Source organism: Corynebacterium sp. UMB10119B (genome assembly GCF_030228125.1).
Lineage (GTDB): Bacteria > Actinomycetota > Actinomycetes > Mycobacteriales > Mycobacteriaceae > Corynebacterium > Corynebacterium pseudogenitalium.
In genome coordinates this window covers 199,434-224,995 of record NZ_JASPBG010000002.1, presented here as the reverse complement: position 1 = coordinate 224,995, position 25,562 = coordinate 199,434, and the positions used below count along the sequence as shown (strand labels likewise).

At 59.6% G+C, this 25,562-nt stretch carries 26 protein-coding genes; 8 read left to right on the top strand and 18 right to left on the bottom strand.

What is annotated here, in order from left to right; genetic code table 11:
* Positions 1-240 precede the first annotated feature (240 nt).
* The gene (locus QP802_RS03385; protein ID WP_284817597.1) at positions 241-3,954 is read left to right on the top strand and encodes a multifunctional oxoglutarate decarboxylase/oxoglutarate dehydrogenase thiamine pyrophosphate-binding subunit/dihydrolipoyllysine-residue succinyltransferase subunit; all 3,714 of its coding nucleotides are present in this window, start codon (positions 241-243) and stop codon (positions 3,952-3,954) included.
* 84 nt (positions 3,955-4,038) lie between these two features.
* Here the strand turns inward: QP802_RS03385 and QP802_RS03380 are convergent, their stop codons facing one another.
* Together QP802_RS03380 and QP802_RS03375 are read right to left on the bottom strand one after the other, a co-directional pair.
* The gene (locus QP802_RS03380; RefSeq protein WP_070479455.1) at positions 4,039-4,782 is read right to left on the bottom strand and encodes a type 2 periplasmic-binding domain-containing protein; all 744 of its coding nucleotides are present in this window, start codon (positions 4,780-4,782) and stop codon (positions 4,039-4,041) included.
* A 50-nt stretch (positions 4,783-4,832) separates the two neighbouring features.
* Positions 4,833-5,384, bottom strand: a complete 552-nt coding sequence (locus QP802_RS03375; RefSeq protein ID WP_070362672.1) for a YflT domain-containing protein — start codon at positions 5,382-5,384, stop codon at positions 4,833-4,835.
* Positions 5,385-5,444: 60 nt separating this feature from the next.
* Here QP802_RS03375 and QP802_RS03370 point away from each other — a divergent pair, with 60 nt between their 5' ends.
* On the top strand, positions 5,445-6,593 hold the full coding sequence (locus QP802_RS03370; RefSeq protein WP_284817596.1) for an Mrp/NBP35 family ATP-binding protein: 1,149 nt from the start codon (positions 5,445-5,447) through the stop codon (positions 6,591-6,593).
* Positions 6,594-6,604: 11 nt separating this feature from the next.
* On the opposite strand, the gene tatB is transcribed toward QP802_RS03370, so the two are convergent.
* From tatB to sigE, 3 genes are read right to left on the bottom strand one after another with little or no spacing between them, the layout of a single operon-like run.
* The gene (gene tatB, locus QP802_RS03365) at positions 6,605-7,024 is read right to left on the bottom strand and encodes a Sec-independent protein translocase protein TatB (RefSeq protein WP_070362674.1); all 420 of its coding nucleotides are present in this window, start codon (positions 7,022-7,024) and stop codon (positions 6,605-6,607) included.
* Between the two features lie 10 nt (positions 7,025-7,034).
* Positions 7,035-7,376 carry a zf-HC2 domain-containing protein gene (locus QP802_RS03360; protein WP_070362675.1) on the bottom strand — a complete coding sequence of 114 codons (342 nt, stop codon included), beginning with the start codon at positions 7,374-7,376 and terminating at the stop codon, positions 7,035-7,037.
* A 45-nt stretch (positions 7,377-7,421) separates the two neighbouring features.
* The gene (gene sigE, locus QP802_RS03355; RefSeq protein ID WP_070362676.1) at positions 7,422-8,045 is read right to left on the bottom strand and encodes an RNA polymerase sigma factor SigE; all 624 of its coding nucleotides are present in this window, start codon (positions 8,043-8,045) and stop codon (positions 7,422-7,424) included.
* Positions 8,046-8,146: 101 nt separating this feature from the next.
* Between sigE and QP802_RS03350 the strand changes: the two genes are divergently transcribed.
* Entirely contained in the window at positions 8,147-8,839 is a 693-nt protein-coding gene (locus QP802_RS03350; protein WP_284817637.1) for an O-methyltransferase, read from the top strand.
* Positions 8,840-8,911: 72 nt separating this feature from the next.
* On the opposite strand, the gene glgC is transcribed toward QP802_RS03350, so the two are convergent.
* The gene (glgC, locus tag QP802_RS03345) at positions 8,912-10,135 is read right to left on the bottom strand and encodes a glucose-1-phosphate adenylyltransferase (RefSeq protein WP_070479448.1); all 1,224 of its coding nucleotides are present in this window, start codon (positions 10,133-10,135) and stop codon (positions 8,912-8,914) included.
* 121 nt (positions 10,136-10,256) lie between these two features.
* On the opposite strand from glgC, the gene glgA reads away from it, so the two are divergent.
* Complete coding sequence (gene glgA, locus QP802_RS03340; RefSeq protein ID WP_070362678.1) at positions 10,257-11,414, top strand: glycogen synthase; 1,158 nt, start codon at positions 10,257-10,259, stop codon at positions 11,412-11,414.
* Positions 11,415-11,438: 24 nt separating this feature from the next.
* Positions 11,439-12,827: a GH32 C-terminal domain-containing protein gene (locus tag QP802_RS03335; protein WP_256000423.1), complete on the top strand. Its 1,389-nt coding sequence runs from the start codon at positions 11,439-11,441 to the stop codon at positions 12,825-12,827.
* Between the two features lie 21 nt (positions 12,828-12,848).
* Here QP802_RS03335 and QP802_RS03330 read toward each other — a convergent pair whose 3' ends face one another.
* Genes QP802_RS03330 through QP802_RS03305 form a run of 6 tightly spaced genes read right to left on the bottom strand, consistent with a single transcriptional unit; the run spans position 12,849 to position 16,666 of the window.
* Positions 12,849-13,712, bottom strand: a complete 864-nt coding sequence (locus tag QP802_RS03330; RefSeq protein WP_284817595.1) for a methyltransferase domain-containing protein — start codon at positions 13,710-13,712, stop codon at positions 12,849-12,851.
* A 32-nt stretch (positions 13,713-13,744) separates the two neighbouring features.
* Positions 13,745-13,912 (bottom strand): DUF3117 domain-containing protein, encoded by a 168-nt coding sequence (locus QP802_RS03325; RefSeq protein WP_070362681.1) that lies wholly within the window; start codon positions 13,910-13,912, stop codon positions 13,745-13,747.
* On the bottom strand, positions 13,884-14,240 hold the full coding sequence (locus QP802_RS03320) for a hypothetical protein (RefSeq protein ID WP_070362682.1): 357 nt from the start codon (positions 14,238-14,240) through the stop codon (positions 13,884-13,886). Before QP802_RS03320 ends, QP802_RS03325 begins: the two co-directional genes overlap by 29 nt.
* A gap of 9 nt (positions 14,241-14,249) precedes the next feature.
* Complete coding sequence (locus QP802_RS03315) at positions 14,250-15,023, bottom strand: glucosyl-3-phosphoglycerate synthase (protein WP_256000422.1); 774 nt, start codon at positions 15,021-15,023, stop codon at positions 14,250-14,252.
* The gene (gene folP / locus QP802_RS03310; protein WP_284817594.1) at positions 15,023-15,859 is read right to left on the bottom strand and encodes a dihydropteroate synthase; all 837 of its coding nucleotides are present in this window, start codon (positions 15,857-15,859) and stop codon (positions 15,023-15,025) included. Before folP ends, QP802_RS03315 begins: the two co-directional genes overlap by 1 nt.
* Positions 15,860-15,862: 3 nt before the next feature.
* Entirely contained in the window at positions 15,863-16,666 is an 804-nt protein-coding gene (locus QP802_RS03305; protein WP_070362685.1) for an LOG family protein, read from the bottom strand.
* A gap of 115 nt (positions 16,667-16,781) precedes the next feature.
* Here QP802_RS03305 and QP802_RS03300 point away from each other — a divergent pair, with 115 nt between their 5' ends.
* The 3 genes from QP802_RS03300 (at position 16,782) to QP802_RS03290 (ending at position 20,611) form a co-directional block, all read left to right on the top strand.
* Complete coding sequence (locus QP802_RS03300; RefSeq protein ID WP_070362686.1) at positions 16,782-17,720, top strand: 2,3,4,5-tetrahydropyridine-2,6-dicarboxylate N-succinyltransferase; 939 nt, start codon at positions 16,782-16,784, stop codon at positions 17,718-17,720.
* Positions 17,721-17,813: 93 nt separating this feature from the next.
* Entirely contained in the window at positions 17,814-19,244 is a 1,431-nt protein-coding gene (locus QP802_RS03295; RefSeq protein WP_284817593.1) for an amino acid permease, read from the top strand.
* A complete protein-coding gene (locus tag QP802_RS03290) occupies positions 19,241-20,611 on the top strand; it encodes an amino acid permease (protein WP_252931067.1) in 1,371 nt (456 codons plus the stop codon). The genes QP802_RS03295 and QP802_RS03290 overlap by 4 nt, the downstream gene beginning before the upstream one ends.
* 13 nt (positions 20,612-20,624) lie before the next feature.
* Here the strand turns inward: QP802_RS03290 and QP802_RS03285 are convergent, their stop codons facing one another.
* Genes QP802_RS03285 through QP802_RS03260 form a run of 6 tightly spaced genes read right to left on the bottom strand, consistent with a single transcriptional unit; the run spans position 20,625 to position 25,557 of the window.
* Positions 20,625-21,161, bottom strand: coding sequence for a GtrA family protein (locus QP802_RS03285; protein WP_284817636.1), 537 nt, complete (start codon positions 21,159-21,161; stop codon positions 20,625-20,627).
* A 30-nt stretch (positions 21,162-21,191) separates the two neighbouring features.
* The gene (gene dapC / locus QP802_RS03280) at positions 21,192-22,298 is read right to left on the bottom strand and encodes a succinyldiaminopimelate transaminase (RefSeq protein ID WP_284817592.1); all 1,107 of its coding nucleotides are present in this window, start codon (positions 22,296-22,298) and stop codon (positions 21,192-21,194) included.
* Positions 22,299-22,304: 6 nt separating this feature from the next.
* Positions 22,305-22,631: a ferredoxin gene (fdxA, locus tag QP802_RS03275; RefSeq protein WP_070362691.1), complete on the bottom strand. Its 327-nt coding sequence runs from the start codon at positions 22,629-22,631 to the stop codon at positions 22,305-22,307.
* A 13-nt stretch (positions 22,632-22,644) separates the two neighbouring features.
* Positions 22,645-23,022 (bottom strand): hypothetical protein, encoded by a 378-nt coding sequence (locus QP802_RS03270; protein WP_284817591.1) that lies wholly within the window; start codon positions 23,020-23,022, stop codon positions 22,645-22,647.
* Positions 23,019-23,894, bottom strand: a complete 876-nt coding sequence (mshB, locus tag QP802_RS03265; RefSeq protein ID WP_070362693.1) for an N-acetyl-1-D-myo-inositol-2-amino-2-deoxy-alpha-D-glucopyranoside deacetylase — start codon at positions 23,892-23,894, stop codon at positions 23,019-23,021. The genes QP802_RS03270 and mshB overlap by 4 nt, the downstream gene beginning before the upstream one ends.
* Complete coding sequence (locus QP802_RS03260) at positions 23,878-25,557, bottom strand: ABC transporter family substrate-binding protein (protein ID WP_070479431.1); 1,680 nt, start codon at positions 25,555-25,557, stop codon at positions 23,878-23,880. The genes mshB and QP802_RS03260 overlap by 17 nt, the downstream gene beginning before the upstream one ends.
* Between the last annotated feature and the right edge of the window lie 5 nt (positions 25,558-25,562).

Here is a 25,562-nt window from a genome sequence, read left to right as displayed (position 1 = left end):
AGCAAGCAACCGTTCAAATACTTGTTGTCGAATGAGGACGTATCATTGATAACGGTTCTCATGAGACCCTTCTCACTCAAAACGGAAGATATGCCCATTTGTGGTGTATCAACCGCTAAAGGGGGTAGATCTCACAAGTACGAGGGCTTTTCGGGAATGTAAGGTAGCACTACCTAATCCCAGACAATTAAAGTCGTTGAAAAGTTACATACAACCCAAGAAGAGAGGCGAGCACCTGCCGTGAGCAGCGAAGATACGTTCGGCCAGAACGACTGGCTGGTTGAGGAGATGTTCCAGCAGTACAAACAGGATCCCAACTCCGTTGACGCGGAGTGGCGCGATCTTTTCGAGAAGAAGGGCACCCCGCCGACGGTGACAAACACCCCGGCACCAAAAGGTTCCTCGAAGACTGCGACGAGCGTCACCAGCTCCACGAGCGCTCCTACCCAGGACGGCCGTCAAACCCAGGTAGACCGCGCAGCCGCCGAAGCAGCTCCAAAGCGCACCAAGAAGCCGACCGCTTCCCCGTTGGACAAGCTCGATAGTGTCAAGGTCACTCCAGGCGAGGAACAACTCAAGGGTGCGTTCCGCGCTATCGCGAAGAACATGAACGAATCGCTCGAGGTGCCAACCGCCACCACCGTGCGCGATATGCCGGTCAAGCTCATGTTTGAAAACCGCACGTTGATCAATGAGCACCTCAAGCGCACTCGCGGCGGCAAGGTTTCGTTCACGCATATCCTTGGCTACGCAATCATTCAGTCCACCAAGCTCCACCCGGACATGAATAAGAACTACAAGGAGGACGGCAAGAAGTCCTTCGCAGTTCAGCCTGAGCACATCAACCTGGGTCTAGCAATCGACCTGCCGCAGAAAGACGGGTCCCGCTCCCTGGTCGTCGCTGCGATTAAGGAGTGCGAGAACAAGTCGTTTGCGGAGTTCGTCGAAAGCTACGAAGACATTGTGCGTCGCGCGCGCGACGGCAAGCTCACGATGGACGACTTCTCTGGCGTAACCATTCAGCTGACCAACCCAGGTGGCATCGGTACCCGCCACTCGATTCCGCGTCTGACAAAGGGCCAGGGCACCATCGTTGGTGTCGGCGCAATGGACTACCCTGCAGAGTTTGCAGGTGCCAGCGAGGACCGTTTGGCAGAGCTGGGCGTCGGCAAGCTTGTGACACTGACCTCCACCTATGACCACCGCGTCATCCAGGGTGCAGAGTCTGGTGAGTTCCTGCGCGATATTTCGCAGCTCCTCGTCGACGATAAGTTCTGGGATTCCATCTTCGAGTCCCTCGAGATCCCGTTCCTCCCGATGCGCTGGGCGAAGGACCTGCCTAATTCCGGCGTAAACAAGGACACCCGTGTCATGCAGCTCATCGAGGCGTACCGTTCCCGCGGCCACCTCATTGCTGACACGAACCCGCTTCGTTGGCGCCAGCCGGGCCTGCAGCAACCGGACTCCCGTGACCTGCTGATGGAAACCCACGGCCTGACGCTGTGGGACCTCGACCGCACGTTCCACGTCGGTGGTTTCGGGGGCAAGGAAACAATGACGTTGCGCGAGGTGCTTAGTCGCCTACGTGCTGCCTACACCCTGCACGTCGGTGCTGAATACACCCATATTCTCGACCGCGATGAGCGTGAGTGGCTGCTCGAGCGCATCGAGGCTGGCATGCCGAAGCCGACGAATGCTGAGCAAAAGTACATCCTGCAGAAGCTCAATGCTGCTGAAGCATTTGAGAACTTCCTCCAGACGAAGTACCTCGGCCAGAAGCGCTTCTCCCTCGAGGGTGCGGAAACACTCATCCCATTGATGGACGCGGTGATTGATACCGCCGCTGGCCAAGGCCTCGACGAAGCTGTCATCGGCATGCCACACCGTGGTCGCCTGAACGTGCTGTTTAACATCGTGGGCAAGCCTGTCGCTACGATCTTCAACGAGTTCGAGGGCAACATGCAGTCCGCACAGCAGGGTGGCTCTGGCGACGTGAAGTACCACCTCGGCTTCGAGGGCAAGCACATCCAGATGTTCGGCGACGGCGAGATCAAGGTCTCGCTGGCCGCGAACCCGTCACACCTCGAGGCTGTTGACCCAGTGCTCGTCGGTATTGCCCGCGCAAAGGCGGACACGCTGCGTGAAAACGGTGTTCGCGACGACAATCCAGTGGTTCCGATTATGCTGCACGGCGACGCCGCATTCGCTGGCCTCGGCATCGTGCAGGAGACACTGAACCTGTCTCGCCTCCCTGGCTACTCCGTTGGTGGCACCGTCCACATCGTTGTGAACAACCAGATTGGTTTCACCACTACCCCTGACTCTGGCCGTTCCTCCTACTACGCCACCGACCTGGCCAAGGGCTTCAACTGCCCAGTGTTCCACGTCAACGGCGACGACCCGGAGGCAGCCGCCTGGGTTGCTCATCTGGCAACCGAATACCGCCGCGCCTTCGGCAAGGACGTCTTCATCGACCTCATCTGCTACCGTCTGCGCGGCCACAACGAGGCAGACGACCCGACCGTGACGCAGCCAGTGATGTACGACCGCATCCACTCCCACGACTCGGTGCGTACCCGCTACACCAAGGACCTCATCGGCCGTGGCGACCTCACGCAGGAAGAAGCCAAGATCGCGGCACAGGACTTCCACGATCAGCTTGACGCAGTCTTCTCCGACGTCAAGTCCGCTGAGGGCAAGCCAAGCGAGCAGACCGGCATCACAGACTCGCAGAAGCTCACTCGTGGCCTGGACACCTCGATCAGCGAGGATACGTTCAAGCGCCTTGCGGATTCGTACGGCAAGCTGCCTGAGGAATTCGAGCCGAACAAGCGCCTGAACAACGTGCTCAAGAAGCGCGGTGGTTCCTTCGAAAACGGCGACATCGACTGGGGCTGGGGCGAGCTGCTCGCTTTCGGTTCCCTTGCAGAGCAGGGCAAGTTTGTCCGCCTTGCAGGTGAGGACTCACAGCGCGGTACGTTCACGCAGCGCCACGCGGTGCTCTACGACCCGAATAACGGCACTCCGTACAACCCACTCGACGCAAACGCGGAAGAACAAGACAACGGCGGACGCTTCGAGGTGTTCAACTCTGCACTGACCGAATATGCAGGTATGGGCTTCGAGTACGGCTACACCCTTGGCAACAAGGACGCTGTCGTCGCATGGGAGGCACAGTTCGGCGACTTCGCCAATGGCGCACAGACCATCATCGACGAGTACTTGTCCTCCAGCGAGACCAAGTGGGGCGAGCTTTCCAGCATGATTGCCCTCCTGCCGCACGGCTACGAAGGCCAGGGCCCGGACCACTCCTCCGCCCGTATCGAGCGCTTCCTCCAGCTGGTCGCCGAGGGCTCGATGACGATTGCCCAGCCGTCTACCCCGGCAAACCATTTCCACCTGCTGCGTCGTCAGGCGCTCGGTGAGATGAAGCGCCCGCTCGTCGTCTTCACCCCGAAGTCGATGCTGCGTAACAAGGCGGCGGTCTCGCAGCCTGCAGACTTCATCGAGGTGGACAAGTTCCAGTCAGTTATCGACGACCCCGAGTTCGTACAGCGTGGCAACGTCAAGGTTGACGGCGCAGATCACGACAAGGTCACCACGATCTTGCTGTGTTCCGGCAAGATCTACTACGAACTGGAGAAGCGTCGTAAGAAGGATAAGCGCGACGATGTCGCCATCATCCGTATCGAGATGCTGCACCCGATTCCATTCAACCGCATTCGGGATGCGTTCAAGAACTACCCGAACGCGAAGGAAATTCGCTGGGTTCAGGATGAACCTGCTAATCAGGGCGCATGGCCGTTCTACAACGAGCACCTGCGCACACTGATTCCGGACATGCCTGAAATGGCCCGTGTTTCCCGCCGTGCGCAGTCGACCACCGCAACCGGCGTGGCGAAGGTCCACCAGGAAGAGGAGAAGACTCTGCTGGATGAGGCGTTTGCGAAGTAAGTAGCGCTTACACGCAATGGCGCCCCAACCGCTTACTGCGGTTGGGGCGCTTCCCTTTTGCGGATTCACTCATTTGGCTTGCGCCTAGGGAGTAGCTGTCGCTTCGGCTTCCCCGCCGTTGGCATCTGGGTTTTCAACGTTGATGCTGGCGTATTCACGGAGCCAATCCGCAGTAACAACGCGCGGTTCTTTGCCCTGCGCGACTTCCTCGCTCATCTCTTCCAATTGCGCTGTGCTGAGCACGCGCGTCATCGCGTTGATGCGCCTGACTTCCTTGCGAGCAAACTTTGATTTGTAGAACAGCGGGATGACGCTGTTAGGAAGGTGCTCGAGCTCCACGTGCGATGCACAGCCCTGCGCAGGGGAAGGGTCAACCGATTGGATGTTGCCGGGCAGCGCACCCGCGAGGAGAGCGAACGTCGCTTCTGACGGATCCGCACCGTCGAGACGATCGTGCGCTATATCGTTGTCGAGCTCTTTCGCTCCGTGTGCGTCTAGTGCTTGCAACAGAACACCAGAGCACGCAACGACCATATCGACGTCTTCTTCTTGCAGCAGTTCGGCTGCATTTCGGGAGTACACGTCATTGAACGGGACTACTCCGGCAGGGTGCCCCATCGCTGTAATGATCTCGTAGTAGATCTCCCCCAGCACTACCTGTTCAGGTTCTGAGGTATCAATCCCGATTTTGACGATGTTGCCGCGGGATTCGCCGTTGACAAACTTCACCGGTGAAAGCGAGTCATCTGTGCAGCCAGTCAACCCGCCAACAAGGCTCGTTGCCAGTGCCGCAGCAATCAGTGTACGGAGAGGACGCAGGGACACCATAAATACCTTCTTCGTAGTGTGCTCAGACGAGCCTGGAAAACAGAGCTAGTCTAGCGCGCTGCGTTGTCTTCGGAGGCGTCGCTATCGGTGGACGACGGCTCAGTTGGCCGTCCAGTGTCGCGCTGTGGGCGCATTGCGGCGATCATGTCGCGGGCTCGACGCGCAGCGTCAGGTGCACACAGCACATCGTATCGACGCGCGACGATGCTTGTCGCTGAGGCGAAGTCACGCTTGCCACCTGTAAACGCGTAAGCGATAGCTGCGAAAATTGCTCCGAACACGCCACCCATCGCGACGCACGAGGCGAAGATGCCCCACCCACCTTCTTCCGCGAACAGCGAGAAAATGATGCCGATGAACATGCCCATCCACAGGCCCGATAGTGCGCCGCCACCAAGTACCTTGCCCCACGTGAGGCGGCCCGTAATACTCTCAACCTGCATCAAGTCCACACCGACAATTGTGAGCTTCTCTACCGGAAATTCCTTGTCCGACAGCGTGTCAACTGCTTCTTGTGCCTCCTGGTAGGTATTAAAACTGCCTACCGGCCACCCTGTTGGCACTTCGCGCGCTACCAGGCGGTTGTTGTTGAGTTGGGCCATTCGTTGTCACTCCTCTGCTCGTATGAACATCCAGCTTCTCTGACTATACTGAAGCCCGTTATGGCAAACGCAGAACTCATTTCAGAATTCCAGGTCCGCGAAGCGCTTGCTCGCGTTGACGATCCCGAAATTGGAAAACCCATTACCGAACTCGGGATGGTGGAGTCCGTACGTATCGACGGCCCCAACGTCACCGTCGGCATTTACCTCACCATCGCGGGCTGCCCGATGCGTGACACCATCGAGGGCAACGTCCGCGCAGTCGTAGAGGAAATCGACGGCGTGGAGAACGTGACAGTCACGCTTCACACTATGAGCGCGGAGCAGCGTCGCGAAATGGCTTCGAAGCTGCGTGCACAGCAGCCCGGGCCCGACATCCCTTTCGCTGACCCGTCGTCACGCACCCGGGTGTTCGCGGTAGCTTCAGGCAAAGGTGGCGTCGGCAAGTCCTCGATGACAGTGAACTTGGCCACTGCAATGGCAGCACAGGGCCTCAGCGTCGGAATTGTCGACGCTGACATTTACGGGCACTCCGTCCCTGGTCTCCTCGGCTCTTCCGACATGGGGCCGACTGTGGTCGAAGACATGATCATGCCGCCGATCGCACACGACGTCCGCCACATCTCTGTGGGGCAATTTGTGGAGGGCAATGCCCCTGTGGTGTGGCGTGGACCGATGCTCACCCGCGCAATCCAACAGTTCCTGTCTGATGTGTACTGGGGCGATCTTGACGTACTCTTCCTTGACCTTCCACCGGGGACCGGCGATGTGGCGATCACAGTGGCGCAGCTGATTCCAAATGCCGAACTGCTCATTGTTACCACTCCGCAAGCAGCCGCAGCTGAGGTCGCTGAGCGTGCCGGCACAATTTCTCAGCAGACTGAGCAGCGAATTGCTGGCGTCATCGAGAACATGGCCGGGATGGTCATGCCTGACGGCTCCGTCATGAATATCTTTGGTGAAGGTGGTGGCCAGCAGGTTGCGGAGCGCCTGACCGCGCTCACAGATAGTGACGTGCCGCTGCTGGGTTCCATCCCGTTGGATCCGAAGCTACGAGAAAACGGTGACACCGGAACCCCTGTCGTCACAGCAGAACCAGACTCCCCTGCCGCTGCGGCGATCCAGGAGATCGTCACCAAGCTGAAGATTCGCCGTAACTCACTTGCTGGCAAGTCCCTCAACCTTGGTGTGAAGCACACTGACGAATAGATCGGTGGGAACTAGGTAACGTCAGCCCAGGAGAATCCCCCTCCACTGGGCTGCCCCCCGTCCTCCGGCCCTTTCTTTGCTCTGGACTGTGGCTTTGATGGTTGGCGAGCCGGAGGCGCATCGTCTTCCATCATTTTGCGCGGATCAAAACTTTCGAGAAATTCCTCGTCATCTTCGAAGAAAAACTTCGCCATCGCGCGCTTTGGCCCCATAGACGCGTACTGCGACACCGTATCCAGTGGCTTGCGTAGCTCCTCAAACTCCTCGAGCTCACCGTTGAGCTCCCGCTTCGCGTTGTTGATCGCCTTGCGCGCAGCGTAAATGGCTGCGCGGACATCCTCGATAACGCTTGGGAGCCGCTCCGGACCAATCACAATGAGGCCGATGATCAGGATGAAAAAGACTTCACCCCAGCCAATACTGGAAAACACGGATCACATCCTACTCTCGGTGCCGCAGCGCCCGAAGCGTGGCGTCAACGGCGGCCACAATCGGTGATCGTTCCTTGTGATGAGCATCTTCACCGCAAGGCTCGGCAGGTTGCATCTCGTGGCACAGACCGCTGAGCTTCGCCACCAGCGAATCTGGGGCTCGCAGGTCGTCATCCTTGCAGGCCTTTACACGTGCGGACGCTCGCCGCTGCACAAGAACATCTTGGAAGCACTCTGGGCACTCCAACATATGTTTCATAGCGCGACGGCTTGCAGAGCGCGAAAGTTCACCGTCTGCGAAAGCTGCAATTGCTTCAGGGTTCAAATGCTCAGTGGAACAAAACGCTCGCATCGGTAACGCTCCTTTCGCATCCGTAGTCAACCACTATCTCGCGCCCTAGCGTAGTCGAATTAACTCTTCGGTGGCGACGTCATGCCGCGCCTGCTCCTCGAGCGATTCACGCAGCTGAGTTCTACCGCGATGGATGCGTGAACGGACGGTACCCATCTTGACTCCAAGCGTCTCAGCGATTTCTTCGTACGTCATACCGACGACGTCGCAAAGCACCACGGCAACGCGGAAGTCCGGACTCAATTCATCGAGTGCGTGCTGCAGAGCAGGATCGAGGTGCGCGACGTTATACGCCTGCTCCGGAGTCATATCAGTGCCGGGAACGCGCTCATAGTCTTCCGGGAGTGCTTCCATCCGGATCTTCGCCCGGTGGCGCACCATATCAAGGAACAGATTCGTTGTAATCCGATGAAGCCAGCCACCGAACGCACCCGGTTGGTAACTCTTTAAGTTACGGAACACGCGGATGAAGGTTTCTTGCGTAAGATCTTCCGCGTCGTGCTGGTTACCTGAAAGACGATACGCAAGGCGATACACACTGTCGGCGTGCTCTGCGACGAGCTCAGCCCACGAAGGCATCGCCCCCACCCCGGCATCAAATGCAGCCGTACCGCGCAAATCTTCGGGCGCGACGGAATCATGTTGGGCGGCAGCATCATCAGGTTGCATGCTTCATATTGTGGCAGATTGAAATCCCATTCACCAACGGAAAAACGTAAAGGTTACTGCATGCGCGTAGCGCACACGCTGTGAGGACAGTTCTGGTTATGATGTTGGCTGTGAGTGCGACCGCTTTTGATCAGTTGACAAATTACATCCATCAGTCTTTCACTGATGCCGAGCAACAGCCGTTCCCTGCTGCTTTCCGCGAAGCGTTGAAGTACGCCAGCGTAGAAGCGCAGGAGAACGGAGTCCGTGCGCCGTCGGTCATCGTCGGCACGTTACTTTCGACGCTCGCTGCAGCCTGCCCAAGTGGTCAGTCGCAAGGCGCAGTCGCCATCACTCCGGCTGCAGGCGTCGTCGGGCTCCACTTGCTGCGTGGTCTTCCAGAGCGCGCATCGCTTACCTGCATCGAACCCGAGGTCACGCTACAAACCGGCGCAAAGGAGGCATTCCGTGCCGCCGAGTACCCAACCTCCCGCACACGTTTCCTCACCGCGCGCCCGCTTGAGGTTATGGGCAGGCTTGCGAACGACGCCTACCACCTCGTTTACGCGGATGTCTCGCCGATCGAGTTCACCGCGGTTATTGATGCCGCCTGGCCGCTCCTCAGCGAGGGCGGCACGCTGATTCTCGCCGACTCTCTGCTGGACGGTACCGTCAGCGATTCGACACGCAGGGACCGCGAAACCGAGGCAGCGCGAGAGGCAGATAGGCACGTGAGCAGCCTCGCTGCCGACCACGGAGCGCTCGTAGCTCGCCTGCCTCTCGACGGTGGCCTGACCATCATTACGAAGCGCTAGCTCTACGTACGCACGAACAAGGCCCGCTCGAACTTCGCTGAGCTTCGAGCGGGCCTTGCCTATGAGTGTCAGTTATTCCTGAACCACCTGATTTTTGCCGACGACCACTACGCCGTTGTCCGAAACAGTGTAGCGTTTGCGGTCCTTTTCAAGGTCGACGCCAATAATTTCACCGTCAGCTACATAGACGTTCTTATCGAGGATGCAGTGGCGGACCACCGCCCCTTTACCGATGCGCACACCTGGCATCAGCACAGAACCTTCAACGGTCGCGCCTTCCTCAACACGCACATCCGTGGAAAGCACTGAATTGCGTACGGTAGCGCCCGAGATGATTGATCCCGACGCGACCATCGACTCCTGTGCGATACCGCCCACGACAAACTTCGCTGGTGGAAGGTTGCCGTCCTCTGTGGAGTGAATCGGCCACGTCGAGTTGTACAAGTTGAACACTGGGTACGAAGAGATGAGGTCCATGTGCGCCTCGTAGAAAGAATCAATCGTACCGACATCTCGCCAGTATCCCTTGTCGCGCTTTGTCGCGCCGGGTACTTCGTTCTGCGAGAAGTCGTACACGTTTGCTTCGCCCTTGCGCACGAAGTACGGGATGATGTCGCCACCCATATCGTGATCAGAGTCCTCGTTCTGCTCGTCCTCGAGCAGCGCTTGAATCAGCGGTTCCGTAGAGAATACATAGTTGCCCATCGAAGCGAACGTCATATCCGGATCGTCCGGGGTTCCTGGTGGATCCGCGGGCTTCTCCAAAAACTCGGTGATGGTACCGTCCTCTTCGGACTGGATGCAGCCGAACGCCGTGGCTTCTGATCGAGGCACGCGGATGCCGGCCACCGTTGCAGCCTTGCCTGACTTGATGTGGTTCTCCACCATCTGCGAAGGATCCATCCGGTAGACGTGGTCTGCACCAAAGACCAGCACGTAATCCGGCTTATCGTCGTAAATGAGGTTGAGCGACTGCACAATCGCGTCTGCAGAGCCGTTGTACCAGCGCTTGCCACGACGTTGCTGCGCCGGCACCGATGCGATGTACTGCGGAGTCGGGCCAGATACGTTCCAAGCCGTCGCCACGTGCCGGTCCAGCGAGTGCGACTTGTACTGTGTCAACACTGCGATTCGCATGTACCCAGCGTTGACCAAGTTCGACAGAACAAAATCAATTAATCGATAGTTGCCTCCAAAAGGAACGGCCGGTTTAGCTCGGTCCGCGGTCAACGGAAACAGGCGCTTCCCTTCGCCACCGGCAAGGACAATTGCAAGTACTCTAGGCTGACTTCTCACGCTTCCGAGCCTATTGAAAACTTCGTGACCTTGCAGCCTTTTGCCTCCTAAAGTGGGCAGCGCTACATTTCAGTTTTTGCTTTCCTGCACCGACGTGAATTCGTCACTATGCTCGGGCGGTATGAGAGTCGGAATGATGACCAAAGAGTATCCTCCCGAGATTTACGGGGGAGCCGGAGTCCACGTCACAGAGCTCACTCGCTTTATGCGGGAGATCGTTGACGTCGATGTTCACTGCATGGGCACTCCCCGCGACATGAAGGACGTTTACGTCCACGGGGTTGACCCTGCCCTTGAAAACGCGAACGGTGCCATCAAGACCTTATCGACGGGCCTTCGGATCGCCCACGCCGCCAACAATGTTGACGTGGCTCACTCCCATACGTGGTACGCCGGGCTCGGTGGCCACCTCACAGGCCTCCTCTACGACATTCCGCACGTTGTCACTGCGCACTCTCTCGAGCCTGACCGCCCTTGGAAGCGCGAGCAGCTCGGCGGTGGCTACAACGTTTCCTCGTGGAGCGAGAAGAACGCTTTCGAGAATGCGGACGCAGTCATTGCCGTTTCCGCGGGTATGAAAGAAGCCATCCTTCGTGCCTACCCGAGCATCCCGGCGGACAAGATTCACGTCGTACTCAACGGCATCGATCCGGCAAAGTGGTACCCCACCGAGGGGACCGTCCTGACAGACCTCGGTGTAGACCCGGCGAAGCCGATCGTCGCGTTCGTCGGTCGAATCACGCGCCAAAAGGGCGTCGCGCACCTCCTCAAGGCGGCGTCGCACTTTGAGGAAGACGTCCAGCTCGTGCTGTGCGCAGGTGCGCCTGATACACCGGAGATCGCCGCAGAGACGAAGGGGCTCGTCGAAAAGCTGCAATCTGAGCGCGATGGCGTGTTCTGGGTACAGGACATGTTGCCAGCAGAAAAGATCCGCGAGGTCTACTCCGCAGCCGACGTCTTTGTGTGCCCGTCAATCTACGAGCCGCTTGGCATCGTGAACTTGGAGGCCATGGCGTGCGAAACCGCTGTCGTGGCATCTCGCGTGGGTGGTATCCCGGAGGTCGTCGTGGACGGTGAGACGGGTGTGCTCGTTGACTACGACAAAACGCAGCCGGAAGCCTTCGAGCGCAATCTCGCCGAGGCAGTCAACCGGGTGGCTGGTGACAAGGATCTCTCCCGAAGGCTGGGCCAAGCTGGCCTGACGCGCGCCCGCAATGACTTCTCGTGGAAGACAATTGCGCAAGACACCGTCAAGATTTATGAACAACTCACGAAATAACGCAGGGGTGAACACCACTTAACGATGAGTACTTTCCGACCAGAACTTCACGTCACCGCAGACAGTGGCATCCTCGAGGGGCCAGCTGGTGTCATTTTCGACGGGCGCGAAGGAGAAAACAATTGGCATATTTTCTACCAATACCGCCCCACACCCGAAGCCCCGAGCCGCTGGGGCCACAACGTCAGCGACGGCGACCCGTTTAGCTGGGTCGAATGCAACGATGCCATTGTCCCCGCCGGTGGCGAATCCGCGGTTCGAGCAGGTGCCGTAATTGGTGCGCCGGAAGGCATCTACCTGTATTTCACTTCAGCAACTGCTGCTGGCAACACCATCCAGCTCGCCCACGCGCCTGAGCTGGAAGGGCTGTGCGATGAACTCCTCGAAGATACAAACGCCACACCTGGCGTGCAGCGACTTGGCGATATCGTCGAGGACACGCCTGAGTACAACAACTTCCGCTCGCCCTGCGTCGTTCCTGACTGGAAAGATGACGAGCGCGAGGAGCACGATGGCTGGCTCATGCTGGCGATCACGGGCAGCGTCGATACGCCGAAGCCAGTCGTGCTTCGCTCTATCGATGGCGTTGAGTGGCGCTTCGAAGGACCTCTCACTTTTGATGGCGACCCCGGAATCGACCTCGATGAGACGCTGGTAGCGCCACGTATTTGCAGGCTCCGCGATGAAGTTGATTCCAAGATCTACGACGTCTTCTTCTTCACGCTTGAGCGCGGTGGCAAAGACCGTTCGGCCTACATCATCGGCAAGCTGGAGAACAACACGTTCCGGGTAACCACACCTGCACAGGCGCTCGATTTCGGGCACGATTTCACTCGCCCCCGCAACACCAACTACCTCCCGGTTGCGATGGACCCGGCGCAGCGCTACCAAGGCACCTATCTCTTTGGCTTTATGACGCCCTCTGGCCGCCAAGGGTCCCCGACAAAAGAGCCGAACTGGGAAACCGAAGGCTGGGCAAATACGCTCACACTGCCACGCTATGTCACACTCCAGGATGGCCACCTGTACCAGGTACCTGCGCCAGGGCTCCCCGAGGCGGTGAGCACGACGCGCGGCGCCCATTTGTGGACTGCACTATGCGAGATCTCCGCAGGTGGCAGTGTCGTCGCTGAGATTGTCGACGGTAATGGTGAGGTCGCGGCTCGGGTCACCCATGCTGGCGACAAGCTCACCGTCGATCGATTCGATGGCCAAGTTGCGGAAGCCGAAATCGGCGAGGACGAGGAAGATACCATCACGGTTATCGTGGACGGTTCGACGCTCGAGGTCTATGCCGACGGCGGTGCAGTAGTGATGTCCTCGCGCATCTGGCCGGAGAACGGATGCATCGGCATCCGCTCCCGCGCCAAAGACGACGCCAGCATCTTGAACGAGTGGCGTCGTAGCCGCTAGCTGCTTCCTGAGCGGAACGGCTTACGCCTTGCGCAGGCGCACGAGCTGTGCGTGCGCGGTTACGGTCATGTGATCCGGCAGGGCGTCAAGACGACGCGCCAATTCGCCCCGCTCAATGTGGCGGGCGGATGGGCTCATTCCGACCTGGGCCGCGATAGATTCGCGGTCCAAACGCATCGGGAAGACAAGTTCCTTTGGGTCTTCGGCCAGCTCCAGGTGGCCCTCTGACTGCTCGACGAGGCGGTCCAGCTTGCCGGGCTCGACACCTAAGATACCGAGGGGCTCACGCAGCTCATCGAGGTGGCCTTGATCCGCAATGAGCGCTACAACCTGGCCGTCATCCGCAAGCACGCGAGCGAATTCTGCTGGGTTACGCGGGGCAAACACCACGGTAATCGCGTGGATGCTCCCGGTCGCAATTGGAAGCTGTTGCCACACATCGGCCACAATCGAGCCGATTCGCGGATGTGCCTTTGCAAGATACTTCGCAGCTGGAACCGAGATATCAAGTCCGACACCGCGCGCACCAACCACGGAGTCCAGGGTGTGCGACAGGTAGTAGCCGGTCCCCGCGCCGACTTCGAGGATCGCAGGGTGGTCTTCCTCAGGCGCGCTGAGGTCAAGCACGTGTTCTACGTGCTCCGTCATCGCTTCAACGAACGGGGCGAAGTGCCCCTGCGACAAAAATGACTCGCGGGAGAGGACCATCTCCAACGAGTCACCGACATGTTGCAGACCTTTTCCGCTCGCCAGCGTAACGTAGCCCTGCTTCGCCACATCGTACGAGTGGCCACTTTCGGAAACGAGGCGTGAAAACTCCCCTTCACCATGAAGACGAGTAAGGTCTATAGGATCTGCCAGCACATCAATTATGTCTTTGAGCATGCTGGATATATTACCTTAAGTTTAGAGAATTCTTATCCTACGGCTTCAATCAGCAGATTTCCGAGCTCAGTAGCCTCTTCCTTGCTCATCTCGATGACCAGGCGACCGCCCCCGTCGGACGGAATCCTCATGACAATCTTCCGGCTTTCTTCTGCGGCTTCCATTGGTCCATTACCGGTGCGCGGCTTCATTGCTGCCATCTGTCGCTTCTCCTTCAGTCAAAACGTTTGTATCCAATACTACGCTGTTTTCGGTTAGCTGACTGATAGTCGGAGCAAAGCCGTACTTCTCACCGAGTGCGGTAAGCAGGTCATCGACCTGGTCCATCCGGTAGCCACGGTGCACCACCTCAAGGTGCACGTCTCCAATGTTGCCCTCCTCAACTGCGAGCCGGTTCGCGGACTTGACGTCCTCGGTCTCCATCATGGGTGGCAGCTGTTCGCCGCGCCCAAACAGCTGGCTAAAGAGCAAGAAACCAAGCACGCAAAAAACGGCGATGGCGATAATCAGGATGATCCAAGAAAGCATGTCATCATACTAGCGTTCAGTGCTCAGAATTTCGCACCAGGGCAGCCGTTGCCTCGTCTTCTGCTCGGAACCAAGCTGTCCGGATACCAACGCCCTGTCGAGAATTGTCGACGCCACCACGTCCGCCATCGGCCCCAGCTCCTCAAGCGGGCGGTTGCGGTGTACGCGAGTTCCAAGATCCGCTTCCGCAATAGCATTGCGCCCATACCTGGCGAAGGTGTCGATGAGCAGCCCCGACTCAACGCCGTATCCCGCCACGAACGGCAGCCGCAGCGCTGTATCTCGACGTATTGCATATTCGCCGGCCAGTGGCTGACCAATATCACTCAATGCTGGGAAAAACCGTCGTAGCAACGGCTTTGCAGTCAGTTCCGTGACACGCCCGCCGCCAGAAGGCCGCCCGTCCAGGGATCTTTTGTAACGAGCTTTCACAAGGTGGATCTCCGGGGTCTTGAAGGGCTCGATGAGTGCATCAATCCACCACGGCTCGAGGGAGGTGACGTCGGCGTCGATAAACACGACGAACTCTCCGCGCGCGGCCTTCACACCGCGCCACAGTGCTTCGCCCTTGCCTTCCTGCGGTTCAATCGCGCTGACCTCGCGCCAGTTCACCACACGAGCCCCCGCCCTGGCGGCAAGCGTCGCGGTGTCGTCGTGTGAATCTGAGTCGATGACCAGTACTTCCCCATCGCGCCGAACTGCATCTGCAACGCAGCAGCGTCGCACAACGTGTCCGACGGTTGCGGCCTCGTTCAGCGCCGGGATGACCACACTGACGCGCACTACGCAAGCCCCCGCACGGTATTGATCGGTGGCATATGTCCCTGGATGGCGGCGGTCATTCGGATCACGTCGAGGGTTTCGGCGACTTCGTGGACGCGAAAGGCTGCGACGCCGCGTGCGGCGGACCACGCTGTCGCTGCGAGCGTCCCTGCGACTCGCTCGCCAACTGCACGGTCGAGCGTCTCGCCGACGAAGTCTTTGTTGCTCAGCGCCATGAGCACTGGCCACCCTGTTGCGACGAGCTCGTCGACTCGGCGCAGCAACTCCAGTCCGTGGAAGGTGTTCTTGCCGAAGTCGTGCGTTGGGTCGATCATCACGAGCTCTTCGGGCACGCCGCAAGCAACGACGCGCTCGGCGAGCGCTGTGGTTTCCCGGATGACGTCGGCGACGACATCGTCGTAGTGGACGCGGTGTGGGCGTGTGCGAGGTACCGCACCGCCGGTGTGGGAGCAGACGTACCCAACGCGATGCGCTCCGGCGACCTCGACGAGCTCGGGATCGTAGCCAGCCCAGGTGTCGTTGATTAGGTCGGCACCCGCCTCGATTGCAGTCTGTGCGACGTCGGCGCGCCAGGTGTCCACGCTGATGCGTATTGACGGGTGCCGGAGGCGGATGCCCCGGATGACAGGGACGACGCGTTCGATCTCCTCTGCGGGGTCGACTTCGTCGCCGGGACCTGCTTTTACCCCGCCCACGTCGACAATCGACGCTCCCTGCGCGATCACCGTATCGGCTCGATCCAGCGCTTGCTCTATCGCGAACGTTGCTCCTTTGTCGTAAAACGAATCTGGCGTCCGGTTGATGATCGCCATTACCTCTGCGATGCGGCCAGGCATCTGTTAGACGTCCTCGTTGTGAGCATCTCGCAGGCGCGCGTCTGTCATCACCTTATGTGCGTGCACGATGTGCGCGATCGCGTCGTCGACGGAATCGGTGACGTAGAACAGGGATTCATCGCCCGGCGAGATGAGGCCGCGGCCGAGCAGCTGCTCCTCAATCCACGCAACCAGGCCGGACCAGAACTCGGTGCCCATGAGCACTATCGGGAAGTTCGTAACCTTTTGGGTTTGCACCATCACGAGCGTTTCGAACAGCTCGTCCATGGTCCCGTACCCGCCCGGCAGCGCGATGAACGCCTGCGAGTACTTCAAGAACATTGTCTTGCGCGCGAAGAAGTAGCGGAAGTTCAGGCCGAGGTCGACCCAATCGTTAAGCGTTTGTTCGAACGGCAACTCAATGCCGAGCCCCACCGAGATGCCGTCGGCATCGTGGGCACCGCGGTTCGGCCCCTCCATCAAGCCTGGACCGCCACCAGTGATGACCGCGTATCCCGCCTCGACGAGCGCCTTGCCTACCTCGCATGACAGCGCATACTCTTCCGTGCCTTCGTTGAGGCGCGCGGAGCCAAACACAGTGACCGCCTTCGGCAAGTCGCTCAGTGCGTCGAAGCCTGCGACAAACTCAGACTGGATTCGCATCACACGCCACGGGTCCGCGTGCTTCCAGTCGTGGTCGCTGTAGCCCAAGGACTCCAGGAGGCGACGGTCGTGCGTCGTCGGCTGTTCGGTGTCCTCGCTTCGCAGCATGATTGGGCCGCGCAGTTTTCGCTCCTTGTCCGGTCGCGGTGACTTGTGAGGTGCCATGGGTCCTTCCTTCCTCAAAACACGTTGAGTTCGACTCTGCCAAAAACTTATATGCTAGGCCAACCCCTCCCCCGCTTGTCGTCCGAGTCCGGCCCTTTGTGACTGTGCGTTTAAGATGACAAGCATGTTACAAGGAGCGCAGGCCACAGGTATTGCCAATATTTCGCTGGACGGTACGGTACTCGACACCTGGTACCCTTCCCCTTCACTTATCGACGACCCCTCCGGCCTCACTTCCGGATCCCGCAGAGTCAGCGCGCACGAACTTGGGGACGCATTCCTCAGCCTGGTGGGCATGGACTCGGACCGGCTCGTCGAGCACGTGCCGGTGCGCACCACAATCGCGGACCTGTCCCAACCCCCTGTGGATGCCCACGACGTATATCTTCGGCTCCACCTGCTCTCCCACCGCCTGGTGCGCCCCTTCGAAGTCAACATGGAAGACTGCCTCGAACACCTCGAGCCGGTGGTATGGACGAATAAGGGTCCATGCTTGGCGGATAACTTCGAATTCGTGCGAACTCGCCTGCGTAGCAGGGGCAACATCCACGTCTACGGCATCGAGCGGCTTCCCCGCATGGTCGACTACGTGGTGCCGACTGGGGTCTCAATCTCCGAAGCGGAGCGCGTCCGCCTCGGGGCCTACTTGGCTCCGGGAACGTCCGTGATCCGTGAGGGCTACGTCTCACACAACTCCGGAGCTCTTGGACCGGCAAAGATTGAGGGGCGACTCTCCTCCGCTGTCACGGTTGGTGAAGGTACCGAGGTTGCGTTGTCGGCGGTGCTGATGGCTGCGCGCGGCAGCGGACATAACCGGATCCCGCTACGAGTCGGACGCAATTGCACGCTTCACCCCGCATCGGGTGTAATCGGGGTGGATCTCGGGGACAACTGCGAGATCGGTGTCAATGTGATGCTGGAGCCGTCGACAATTATCTACGACACAAGAAATGAGACACATATTCCAGCAAGTGAGATTGCTGGTCAGAGTGATATCAGCATCCACCAAGAGCCGGCAAGCACCACGCCCGTACTGCGCGCGCGAAGCAGCTAACGCTCTAGTTTTACGGGCCGAATTCGCAGAGCACGGGGCGACACAACTGCGAATGATAGGCATGAATGTACATGAGTGTTTAAGGTAATTGCCATGTCTTTGAAAGCTTCACCGGTTGTTGCCCCAACTCGGGCGTCGACATCGTTACAGCGCGGACTGAAGACCCGGCACCTGACCATGATGGGCCTCGGCTCAGCAATTGGCGCCGGGCTCTTCCTTGGCACTGGTGTGGGTATCGCCGCAGCAGGCCCCGCTGTCATCATTGCGTACATGATCGCTGGCGCAATCACCGTGTGCATCATGCAGATGCTCGCGGAGATGGTTGCCGCGCGCCCTTCTTCGGGCACGTTTTCTACCTACGCGGAACAGGCCTTCGGTCCGTGGGCAGGCTTTGCCATCGGCTGGCTCTACTGGTTCATGATGATCATGATCATGGCCGTCGAGATCACCGGCGCTTCCGCCATCATCGCATCATGGCTCGCGGTGTCTCCGTGGATCCCGGCACTGACAGCGATTGTTATCTTCACAGCGATTAACTTCGCCGCAGTGCGAAACCTCGGCGAATTCGAGTTCTGGTTTGCCCTGATTAAGGTCACCGTGATTTGTCTCTTCCTCGCCCTCGGCGTGGCGTTGTGGCTGGGGCTCCTGCCGGGAACGTCGTTCGTCGGCACAACGAACATTGCCGAGTTCGGGTTCATGCCGAACGGCTGGGGTGGCGTCGCCACGGCACTGCTCGCAGTTGCGTTCGCATTCGGCGGTATTGAGCTGGTCACCATCGCGGCGGCCGAATCCGAAGACCCCGAGGTTGCCGTGCACTCCGCGATCCGCTCCATCATCTGGAGAATCGGCATCTTCTACATCGGATCCGTGTTGCTCATCGTCTTGCTGCTGCCATACGAAGACATCGGTGGGGCGAACGACGCTTCCGAGTCCCCGTTTACCGCCGTGCTGCACTTGGCAAACATTCCGGGCGCGGTAGGCATTATGGAAGCCGTCATCGTCATCGCGCTGCTCTCCGCGTGCAACACACAGATCTACGGTTCTTCCAGGTTCCTCCACAACCTGGCCCTGCGCGGCGACGCCCCCGAGGCTTTCGCACGCACCGACCACCGCGGCGTACCGATGCGCGCCGTCGTGCTCTCCGTGTTCTTCGGCTTCGTAGCTGTCGCACTGCAGTACTGGAATCCCCCTGGACTGCTCGCATTCCTGCTCAACGCGGTAGGCGGCTGCCTGATCGTGTTGTGGTTCGCCATCACATTCTCGTTCCTGCGCATTCACCCGCAGCTAGTGAAGCGCAACGAGATCACGCACGTTCGCATGTGGGCTCCAGGAGTCTTGCCGTGGGCAACGGTTGTACTGGCGGGAGCCATCGTGGTGCTCATGCTGACCACCCCTGACGGCCGCTTCCAAATGTTCGCGGTAGCAGTCGTCGTGGGCATCATTTCAATCGCTGGTGTCCTCTGGACCCGCACCGACACTTTCCAACAACGCGCTAAGGACGCCGCCGAGAGGAACATCCGATGACAACTCAACGCAACACTGAATCCGACGACGCCACGCTGGGCACCGGCCTCAAATCGCGTCACCTGACCCTGATGGGTCTGGGCATGGCGGTAGGCGCCGGTCTCTTCCTCGGAGTAGGCGTCGGCATCCGGGCCGCAGGCCCCGCCATCTTGGTCGCATACGCGATCGCAGGCCTGATTGTTATCTCGGTTATGCGCATGCTCGGCGAGATGGCTGCAGCCCGCCCGTCTTCCGGCTCGTTCGCGACGTACGGGCGTCAGGCGTTCGGCCACTGGGCAGGCTTCCTGTTGGGCTGGCTCTACTGGTTCCTCCTCATCATGGTTGGTGGCGCCGAGATCACCGGCGCAGCCGCAATTATGTCTGGCTGGTTTGGCGTCCCCCAATGGGTTCCAGCGCTGGTCACAGTGGTATTCTTCGCCGTCATCAACCTCGCGCAGGTGAAAGGCTTTGGCGAGTTTGAGTACTGGTTCGCCATGATTAAGGTCGCCGTCATTATCCTCTTCTTGGCCATCGGCGCCGCGCTCTTCCTCGGCATCCTCCCCGGCCACGACTTCGTCGGCCTGGACAACGTCCGAGAGTCGGGCTTCATGCCGAACGGCTTCGCCGGCGTCGCCGCTGGGCTGCTCGCCGTGGCGTTCGCCTTCGGCGGTATCGAGGTTGTCACCATCGCGGCGGCAGAGTCGGAGAACCCCGCGCAGGCCGTCAAGCGCGCGGTCAACTCCATTATCTGGCGCATCGCACTCTTCTACATCGGAAGCATCATCGTCATCATCTTGCTGATCCCATACGCACAGATCGACGGTGCCGACTCCGCTGCAGATTCACCATTCACCCAGGTGCTCAGCATGGCAAACATCCCAGGCGTCGTCGGGTTCATGGAGGCCGTCATCGTCCTGGCGCTGCTCTCCGCGTTCAATGCCCAGATTTACGGCACGTCTCGCCTCGCCTACCAACAGGCGCTCGAAGGCGACGCGCCGCGCTGGCTTCGCGCCACGAACAAGAACGCCGTCCCAATGAACTCCGTATTGGTGTCGATGTTCTTCGCCTTCGCCGCAGTCGGCCTGCAGTGGTGGAACCCACCAGGGCTGCTCGACTTCCTCATGAACGCCGTCGGCGGCTGCCTCATGGTCACGTGGGTAATGATCACGCTGAGCTACATCCGACTGCACCCGCAGATCAAGAACTCCGCAGTGCAGGTACGCGGAGCGACCTGGGTTCCGTGGGCAACGCTGATTGCCCTCGTGGGACTCACCGTCCTCATGCTTTTCGACGCCTCCACCAGAGGCCAAATTATCGCGGTCCTCATCGTCTCCGCGGTATTGATCGGCGCATCTTTCCTGGTGCGCCCATCCAAGGAAAGCGTCTAACGGGCAAGCAAAACTAGGAAGACGCGGACGTTTTCGGAGCTGTTTTCGGCTTCGAAAACGTCCAAATTTTATTAATGATGTAGTTCACCGGTGTCGCGATCAGCGTCGCCAGGCCCTGCGACCAGTAGGACTTCGTGCGAAGACCGGTGGAGTCGTCGAAAATACTGTCCGGCAAGCCAATTGGGGAGTTCGGGTTCATAAACAACGTCAAGAACACCAGCGAAACAACGAATGCCATCACGCCGGTGGTGAGGAACGGGAAAAACCCGCGGATCCACGAACGCCGCTGCGGGCCACGGAACGTCCACGCCCTGTTGAGTTGGTAGTTCCACGTGTTTGCCACAAGGAACGCCACGGTTGCAAGCACGTGGTACCACCGGACGTTAAAGCGGGTGCCGAAGAGGTTAAAAAAGATGTCGCCTTCGTGAAGGTCGAAGCCGGCGTCGATCGCTTTCTTAGTGAGGTAGAACACCAAAAGATTGACCAGGACGCCGGAGCCTCCCACAATGCCGAAGCGCAAAAACTCGCGCAGGCTTCGAAGCGCACGCATCCCACGATGCTCTGTTGGAGTGGTCACGTGTTACTCCGAGAGTCGCTGTGCGGCCTCAGCGATGGCCTCGTCGGAAGCCGTGAGGCCAACTCGAACATGCTGTGAGCCGCCAGGGCCGTAAAAGTCTCCTGGCGCAACGAGGATTCCACGCTGCGCGAACCAGTCGAGCGTCTGGCGGGCATCTGCGCCTTCCCTGCGTGTCCAGAGGTACAGCCCGGCCTCGGAATGGTCAACGCTGCACCCTGCCGCGAGCAGCGCGCGCAAGAGCGTCACCCGACGGTTGGCGTAGCGAAGCCGCTGGAGTGTTTCGTGCTGATCGTCGCGGAGTGCAGCCAGCGTTGCTGCTTGGATTGGTCCTGGCACCATCATTCCGGTGTGCTTGCGCAACAGCAGAAGTTCTTGCACCAGTTTCTCGTCACCAGCGATGAAACCGACTCTGTAGGAGGCCATATTCGATGTCTTTGACAGCGAATGCATGACCAAGAGGTTGGTGTTGTCACCACCGCTGACCGCCGGGTCAAGCAAAGATACTGGCGCACGCTCTTCGTCCCACGCCAGACCCATATAGCACTCATCTGAAACGATGATCGCGCCGGTTTCCCGCGCGTAGTCAACCCATACGCGCATCTCCTCTGTGGAGAGGACGCGACCGGTTGGGTTGCTCGGGGTGTTTAAGAATACTAGCGACGCACCATCGACTGGAACGTCAGATCGCACGACCTTGCATCCCGCTATGATTGCGGCCACCTCGTAGGTTGGGTACGCGATCTCCGGGATCACCACTGTGCCACCGCGCAGGTTGAGCAGGGTCGGAAGCCACGCGACAGCCTCCTTTGTGCCGATGACGGGAAGCACGGCGTCTGCGTTCAGGCCCTGAATGTTGTATCGGCGCTCCAGCGAGTCGGCAATCGCTTGGCGTAGTTCCGCCGACCCCTGCGTCGGCGGGTAGCCAGGCGCAGCGGCATGCTCAGCCAGGGCAAGCTGGATGGAAGGGTCGACTGAATCTACCGGTGTCCCGACCGAGAGGTCAATGAGTCCGCCGGGATGGCTGGCTGCCTTCTGCTTGACATCGAGGATGGTATCCCAAGGGAACTCCGGCAGCTGCTCCCCCAAGTCGGCGCGATGGTGCGTGCTCATGCAGGTTTAACCGTCCTGGTTCTGCGGTGGCAGCGCCTCCACGAATGGGTGGTCGAAATCCTGCGGCCCAAGCTTGGTCGCCCCGCCTGGCGATCCGAGCTCGTCGAAAAAGCCGACGTTTGCGTCGTAGTACTCGGCCCATTCCTCCGGGGTGTCATCCTCGTAAAAGATGGCCTCTACCGGGCAAGCTGGCTCACATGCACCGCAGTCGACGCACTCGTCTGGGTGAATGTAGAGCATGCGCTTGCCCTCATAGATGCAGTCGACTGGGCATTCTTCGACGCAGCTGCGGTCCATTACGTCCACGCATGGTTGAGCAATCACATAAGTCATGCGTTCCAGTATGTCACTTTCGACCGAAAAGGGGCCAAACGCCCCCACCCAAACCCGCAAAAAGGAGCAGCAGCGTCAGCGGGCTCGCGGGGAGCACGACCGCTCCCCGCGCCGGGAGAGCGATAAGCAGAACAAAGAAACCTACCACCCAAACAACGAGTGGAACGAGCTTGACCAGCAGATGATCTGACCACAGCGCCGCAGTCTTCGTGAGCACCACATTAAAGAGCGCAGCGATGACTACCGTAAACGGCACCGCGATTCCAACAATACGTGTGTCCAAGTTGACAGCTTCTAACAAAAGTGAAATGAGCGCGCCGACAGAAAGCCAGATGAGACCTGCTGCTTTCTCGCCGCGGGCAATGTCCGCCTTGCAACGGGTTTCAGTCATCGCTCAAGTCCGCTGAGCACATCCGACGTATCGACGACCGCTTCGCCACCGCCCAGTTGGAAATGCTCCCACGGCTGAATCGGCTGCACAATCAAGTTGGACAGCGCGTAGTACATCACTGGCCCCTTGCCCAGCACCGCGTGCGGGTTCGTCGCGCTGGTCCGCCCGTCCGCAACCCAGATTTGTGTCGCATGCGCCGCCATCGCAGCGATCTTGGCGCTGTACGCCTCACCGTCCAGGCGCACCGAAACATCGACGCTGTCCACGCCGTCGAGCTCGCCAGGCTTTGGCAAGCGCCAGCCTTCAGGCGCGACCTCAGGCAAAAGTGCGTCGGTTTCCTCCCTCTTGCGCACAGCCCACAAGATCCGCGGGATATCAAACTCCTCAGCGGCCTCGTGCACAATCTCGTGCGCACGAATATGATCCGGGTGCCCGTACCCACCGTCGGGGCCGTAGGTCAAAACGAGGTGTGGACGCTCCCGGCGCAGTACTTCCAGCAACGCGTCGACTGCGCGACGCCCGCTATTGACAAATGCACGTGGGTTCTTGCTGGCCTCCGACCCCGCCATCCCACTGTCACGGAAACATCCTGCTCCGCCGAGAAACTCGCCACGAACACCTATTGCCTGGAGCGCGCCGTGCAGCTCCGCAATGCGGAACCCGCCTAGCTGATCACCATGATCATTCGTCAGCAGTTGATATGGCTCTCCAATGACCTCGCCTTCCTCCCCTAACGTGCAGGTCACCACTAGTACGTCCGCGCCGCGTCGCGCGAGGTCAAACAGCGTTCCGGCCATGGTGATGGACTCGTCGTCGGGGTGCGCGTGCACGGCGAGCACCCGGTAGCCCTGTAGGTCACGGGAGTTGTGCATGATTAATCCGATCTCCTTCGTTTCGTTTCGGTTGCAGGCGCCACGAAGCGGCCGTCGATAAGCCTGCTTTCCAGTTATTCAAATCTGCATCCGGCCCGATGATGCCCTCCCCGAGGGCGATAATACGACGCTCGCGCGCAATCGGCATCCATAGTGCCTCTTGCTCGAGCACCTCATTGACCGCCTCGGTGGCCTGCTTAAGCCCGTACGAACCGGCCAAGATTTCTTTCGCAAGCCCCACCGACTGAGGTTCACAAAAACCAGCGAGGTTGCCTGCACGAGGGGCGCCCGCGACGCAGTCCAAGCGACTCGCAGCATCCGGCAAATTTTCCGGATCGTGTTGCCACGCCACCAAAACATCGACGGTATTTTCCTCGAGACCTGAGCGAATCAGCGAACCGAAATCCGTCGCGACAACTCGTGCCGACACTCCACGATCGTGCAGCATGTCCGCCATCGATCGAGCCGCTGCTACCGCTGCAGGATCTGCAAGATCGGCACCAATGCGTATCGCACCGTGAGCCGCAACGTGTTGATACACCGCGTGCGGCTCATGCGTGCTCACTTGACCGTGCTTTGCAACCGAAACATCAGCCGTGCGGTCCAACGCAATGCTTGCAAGCAGCGGAACGTCGATCAGCGAACGAAGCTCCGACCGAACCTCAGGCGACATCCCAGACGTCGCAGAAAGCACAGCGCCTAGCACCCGTGGCGTATCGAGCATCCGCGTCTGCACACCCGGTACCAGGCTGAGCACGCGCCCGGTCGTCTCGCTAGGAACCCGATCCACAAACACCAGCTGGCCGGTGCGCAGCTGATCTGCAATCTGGGTGGTCCCGCGTACCGCATGCAGCGTCAAGATATCTATCTTGGCAGGATTGGCCGCCCAAAACCTATCATTGCGGTTCAGCGTAATCGTTCCACGACCACGGTCTACCCCGCGCACCATGTACCGGCCAGCAGAAACCGGAATCGTGTCGCGCAGCGCCACCCCGAAATCAGAGCCGTCGGCTGCAAACACATGCGCCGGCAACAAGTGGTCGAAAAGGCCACGCCAATCCGCAACCGGCTCAGCGAAGTCAACGTCGACGACCTTGCCCGTCGCGCCACTGACACGCACGGCATCGATCGCGCGATACCCGGCCGGGTTTCGCACTCCTGGCGTGTCCCGCATCCCCCGCCACAGGTACACAAAGTCCGCACCGGTCACCGGCGTGCCATCAGACCATTGCGCGGTCTCGCGAATGATGTAGCGCACCGTCATTGCACGGGGCGATTCTGAGAGCACCGTCGCCCCATTGAGCAGTGCGGAATTTCTCACCCCATCATGAAATGCGCTGGGAAGCACCAGATTCGCCACACTCTTCACAACCGCAGATTCATCAGCGATAAGGTGCGGGTTCAGCCCGTTTCGGAGCGAATCCACACCAACCTCCACCTGGGAGCGCACGCGAGTCTTGCCCTCCGGTCGAGCGGAAGTAGTCGTGGAATCCTCTTGCTCGTACATCTCACGAGCAGCAACATCGTTCGGATCGACGAGAGGCGGCGGGCCAGGCGACGCGGCGCATGCAGAAAGCGCAACCACGCCAGAGCACGCAAACAGCGCCACGCCGACTCGCAGTGATCGCGAGCGACGTGGCGCTGAAAAGATGTGCGGATTCATCGCAG